Here is a 3480-nt window from a genome sequence, read left to right as displayed (position 1 = left end):
GCTCGAGGAAGCGGCGGGAGAGACGCCGATGCTCGGCGTGCCGGCCGGAGTCAAGATCTACTCGTCGGTCTTCGGCGTCACCCCGACCGACGCCGGCCGGATCGCCGACGAGTTTGAGCGCGTCGAGCCCCGCGAGGTCAACGACATCGACGAGGCCGCCTACCGCGAGGGGGAGGTCCGGTCGGAACTGCGGGCGATCGTTCCGGTCCCCGTCGCGCCGGAGCTGCAGTCGGGCAAGCAGGTCTCGAGCGGCAGCGTCGACTCGCTGGCCGCGGGATTCGCCCGCGAAGTCGAACCGGGCCGGACCTACGTCTTCGGTCCCGGCAGCACCGTCGGAGCCATCGAGCGGGAACTGGGAATCGACCCCTCGCCGCTGGGCGTCGACGTCTGGCGCGCTGGGCTCAAAGCGGAGGGCACGGAGGGAGACGACGCAGCGAGTGACGATACGGAGTCGGACGGCCAGCGCGGTGCGGTTCTCGCTCGCGACGCCGCGGAGTCGGATATCCTCGCGGTGCTCGCGGATCCGGTCACCATCGTCGTCTCACCGATCGGGGGCCAAGGGTTCCTCTTCGGTCGAGGGAACCACCAGATTTCCCCGGCAGTGATCCGCCGAGCCGACGATATCGAGGTCGTCGCCGACGACGAGAAACTAGACGGAATCGACACGCTACACATCGATACCGACGACGCCGAGATCGACGAACGACTCGAGGGCTGGTTGCAGGTTCGGACGGGGCGGTTTACCACGCGGATGGTCCCCGTCGCCTGACGTTTTGGGACGCATCCTGTTACTTGCTGCCTCATATGGCGCCCCATCGGCTGGCACCCTGGGCGCTCCGTCAGCTGCCACCCTGGGCGTCCCGTCGGGCGCAATCGCGAGGGATTTTCGAACAACGGTCCTGAATCAAATTATATAAGGACGATGTCGTATCCGCCATCGACCTCAACCATATAACGATTGGAGGCGATATAATGACCATATAGTCAAGATTAAGGTCAAGTCGGTTGTATGGTGTCATATGGAAACGCGGAAAGTGCAACGACTCGGTCCATCGACCCTCGCCATGACGCTCCCCGCGGAGTGGGCGTCCGAACACGCCGTCGAAAAGGGCGACGAAGTATCGCTGCGGACCAGCGGCAAGGGCACACTGACCGTGATGCCCGAGTCCGCCAACACGGAGGAGACCGAAGCGATCATTCACACCGACGAACTCGACGCCGACGCCGTCGAGCGCGCGATCGTTGCCCAGTACGTCCTCGGGCGGCGCATCATCCGCATCGAGCGCGAGGACGGCGCCCTCGAGTCCGATCACATCAACGCCGTCTACCAGGCCGAGACCCAGCTGATGGGACTCGGCGTCATCGAGGAGACCCCCGAGAGCATCTCGATCCGCTGCTCGGTCGACCCCGAGGACTTCACGCTCGACAACCTGCTCGAGCGGCTCGAGCGGACCGGCCAGACGATGCGCGGCGAGGGGATCAAGGCGCTGGCCCACGGCAACCCCGATCTGGCCCAGCGCGCCCTGAATCGGGAGCGCCAGGCGAACAAGATCTTCGTCCTCCTGCTGCGCCTGATCTTTACGGCCTACCAGAACCCGAATCTCGCGCGAGCGGTCGGTCTCAACACGGGCTTCCCGCTGATCGGCTACCGCTCGATCGCGAAGAACCTCGAGCTGACCGCCGACAACGGCGAGGACATCGCCGAAATCGTCATCGATACCGAAGGCCACTCGCTCAACGTCGACAGCTCCGTGATGCGCGACATCCGAGAGCTGAACGAGCTGGTCGACGATATCACGTCCATAGCCGTCGAGGCCGCCGTCGAACGCGATTACGACAAGTCCAACGAGGTCCGGGCGCTGTTCCACGATATCTCCGACCTCGAGCAGGAGATCCTCGCGGAGTTACCGGAGATGGACAACGAGGACCTGCTACGGGTCCGCGAAGTGCTCGTCAGCCTCCAGCAGACCGCCCAGTACGCGATGCGAAACGCCGAAATCGCGGCGAACCTCGCGCTCAACGAGGAGTCCGAGCACACCACGATCAAGTGATCTGCCGGCACTCCAACCGACGTCGTTGGTTGTGATCCGGTCACGAAAGAGAGAAGTTAAGAGACCCCACACACAACGCCCGAGCATGGCTACGGAAACCGAGACGACGGACAAGGGCGTTGGACTGGCGCTCGCACTGGGCGCACTCGCGGTGATCGGCGCACTCGTCATGCTCGTCGGCGCACCGAACGTGACGGCGGCGTGGGGCTTCGCTGCGGCCGTTCTCTTTAGCTCACTCGCGGTCGTCGGCATCCACCTCTTCGACTGACGAGACGCGGCGACGGATCGACGATTGAATCGGATCGACGGTTCGAACCGAATCGGCGGCCCGAGACGGCCGATCGAACGGCGCTCGGTACCGAACCCGGCACGTTCCAGCCGTTAAAAGTTAAGGCCAACGGCCACCTAGAGTGGCGTACGGACGATGACCGAGTACTCCGACGAAGAGCGGCGAATTGTCTCGTACCTCCGCGAGAGCGCTGCCCGCGGCGAGCAGTATTTCCGAGCGAAGAACATCGCGGACGCGATCGGACTCTCGTCGAAACAGGTCGGCGCTCGACTGCCACACCTCGCGGAGAAAACGGACGACGTCGACATCGAGAAATGGGGCCGCGCCCGGTCGACGACCTGGCGAGTCACGATCAGTTGATCGGCGTCGATATCCCCTCGTTCGTCTCTCCCAACTCAGCCCGATTCCGCTGCGGATCGCCACGATTGCAGCGACGGCTCCCCCTGTCGGTCCACGGTCTTTTTATCCGATACTCGCACAGGTACGGGCATGACTGTACGGATCGACCGATCATTTGAGGTGAATGCGTCGCCGGAACGGGTCTGGGAGTTCATCGTCGATCCGGCGAACCGGGCCCAGGCGATCAGCGTCGTCGAATCCTACGCGATCGACGATCCGGAGGGGCGGCGCGCGACCTGGCAGGTTTCGCTTCCGATCCCGCTCGTTCGGAAAACTATCGCCGTCGACACCGAAGACGTCACGCGACGACCGCCGGAGTACGTCAAGTTCGTCGGCGAATCGAAGGTAATGGACGTCACCGGCGAACACGAAATCGTCGAGACCGACGACGGTGCTCGCCTCGAGAACGGCTTCGTCGTCGACGGCAAGCTCCCGGGCGTCGAGCGGTTCTTCAAGCGAAATCTCGATTCGGAGCTCGAGAACCTCCAGCGCGCGCTCGAGCGGGACCTGCAGACGACTCAGTAATGCACTTCTCACAGTGATGCGCTCGGCACAGTAACGCAGCCGACACAGTAACGGTGGTGGGGCGGCCACAGTTGAACGATGACTGTCGACGCGAACGCCGCCGCTGCGGACGCCGAGACCGGCGACTCGCTCAGGCTCGCACTCGCACAGATCCACATCGAGGCCGGCGAGGTCGACGCGAACGTCGACCGAGCGCTCGAGGCGGTGTCGCGGGCC

5 protein-coding genes and 1 pseudogene are annotated in these 3480 nt (G+C 64.1%); all 6 read left to right on the top strand.

Annotated features, from left to right (window positions below):
- Window positions 1-769 (top strand): ATP-NAD kinase family protein (locus tag PGX04_RS28790; protein ID WP_377043628.1); only part of this gene is annotated, 769 nt, incomplete at its 5' end.
- A 250-nt stretch (window positions 770-1019) separates the two neighbouring features.
- Window positions 1020-2051 carry a phosphate signaling complex PhoU family protein gene (locus PGX04_RS28785; protein WP_273741622.1) on the top strand — a complete coding sequence of 344 codons (1032 nt, stop codon included), beginning with the start codon at window positions 1020-1022 and terminating at the stop codon, window positions 2049-2051.
- An 85-nt stretch (window positions 2052-2136) separates the two neighbouring features.
- On the top strand, window positions 2137-2319 hold the full coding sequence (locus tag PGX04_RS28780; protein WP_273741621.1) for a DUF7525 family protein: 183 nt from the start codon (window positions 2137-2139) through the stop codon (window positions 2317-2319).
- A gap of 156 nt (window positions 2320-2475) precedes the next feature.
- Window positions 2476-2700: a DUF7123 family protein gene (locus tag PGX04_RS28775; protein ID WP_273741620.1), complete on the top strand. Its 225-nt coding sequence runs from the start codon at window positions 2476-2478 to the stop codon at window positions 2698-2700.
- A gap of 129 nt (window positions 2701-2829) precedes the next feature.
- Complete coding sequence (locus tag PGX04_RS28770; protein ID WP_273741619.1) at window positions 2830-3264, top strand: SRPBCC family protein; 435 nt, start codon at window positions 2830-2832, stop codon at window positions 3262-3264.
- 78 nt (window positions 3265-3342) lie between these two features.
- Window positions 3343-3480: pseudogene (locus PGX04_RS28765) on the top strand (carbon-nitrogen family hydrolase); the annotation flags it as partial.

It is taken from the genome of Natrinema soli, assembly GCF_028618695.1.
The sequence above is the reverse complement of the archived record's forward strand: the minus strand, read 5'-3'. Positions and strand labels throughout refer to the sequence as shown.